Source organism: Luteibacter sp. P4_D7_3, from assembly GCF_056401735.1.
Genome location: NZ_JBFUIT010000559.1, coordinates 1 through 1358, shown reverse-complemented (window position 1 = coordinate 1358; position 1358 = coordinate 1). Strand labels below are relative to the sequence as shown.

Annotated in this window: 2 protein-coding genes; both read left to right on the top strand. The window is 65.5% G+C overall.

Features of this window, described 5'->3' with window-relative positions; genetic code table 11:
- A partial coding sequence (locus AC1DSN_RS22705) for a tetratricopeptide repeat protein (RefSeq protein ID WP_477333101.1) occupies positions 1-548 on the top strand: 548 nt, incomplete at its 5' end.
- An 89-nt stretch (positions 549-637) separates the two neighbouring features.
- A partial coding sequence (locus AC1DSN_RS22700) for a helix-turn-helix domain-containing protein (protein WP_477333099.1) occupies positions 638-1358 on the top strand: 721 nt, incomplete at its 3' end.

Here is a 1358-nt window from a genome sequence, read left to right as displayed (position 1 = left end):
CCCGTACTGTGATTGCCGTGCTCTACGAAAAGATCAACGATCCAGCCAACGCCGAGCTGAATTATCGCAAGGCGGTGGATCTGGACCCGAAGAAGGGTTCGGTCAACAACAATCTGGCCGTTTTCCTGTGCAAACAGGGGCGGGCGGGCGAATCGAAGGTCTACTTCGACCGGGCACTGGCCGACCCGTTCTACGAGACGCCCGACCTTGCCATGACCAACGCGGGCACGTGCCTGCTGGGTTCCAAGGACTACGACGGCGCCGAGGTCTACTTCCGGAAGGCGCTCGACCGTAATCCCAACAATGCCGATGCGCTGTATCAGATGGCGAACGTGTTGTACCTTAAGAACGATGCTTTCAGGGCCCGTGCCTTCCTGCAGCGCCTGGAGGCGCAGGGTCAGCCGAGTCCGACTGCTTTGAAGCTCGGTCACGACATCGAGCTCCGTCTGGGCGACGGGGAGGCCGCCCAGGATTACGCCAAACGCTTGCGCGAAAAGTTCCCGGATTCGGAACCCGCGCGGGCACTCGAAGCCACTGCACGTCAATGACTACCGTATCTTCGAATTCATCCGGTCGGGACGGTCGCGAGCAGGACTTGTTCGCAGGCATCGAGCCACATGCATCCAGGGGGGAAGCCATGGACCCGCAGACCGAAGTAAACGCCGACGAGGCTGGCCGCGTGCTGTTCAATCACGTCGCGGATCCGGGTTTCGGGAGTCGCCTGCGCGCGGCCCGTGAAGCACGGGGCTACACCGTCGAGGCCTGCGGCCAGGCATTACGCCTGCCGACGCGCCTGATTCGCCAGCTCGAGGCCGGCGAGTACGGCGGCATCGACTATCAGGTCTACCTTGCCGGTTACCTGACCAAGTACGGCCGCTACGTCGGCGTCGACGAAGAGGCCATCCAGGCCGAGCTCGCCCGCATGACGCCCCGCCAGCCGGACCTCGTCGTTACCGGCGGGGTGTCGCATTCGCGCTATCTGCTCGAGCGCTACGTCACGGCGGCGACCTATGTCGTGCTGACGGCGGTGATCGTCGTTCCGATGGTCTGGCTGGGCGTGCGTGGCACGCTCGACCGCGACATGGCTCGTCTCGCGCCCCTGGACGCTGCCCCGGTAGCCCAGCAGGACGCTCCCGCGCCCGCGGTGGCTTCGTCGAGCGGCCTGGTTGCCGACGCGGCGGAAAACAAGCCGGCGCCGGCAGCCGAGCCGCGTGCCGAGGAGCAGCAACCGCTGCTCGCTTCCATGGCCATGTTCCCGCCATTGGATCACAGCGTTTCCAAGTCGCCCCTGGCAACAGCGGCAGCTCCCGCGCCCGCAGCGGAAGCGGCCAATGGCGTCGGCGCGCATGGCCTGACGC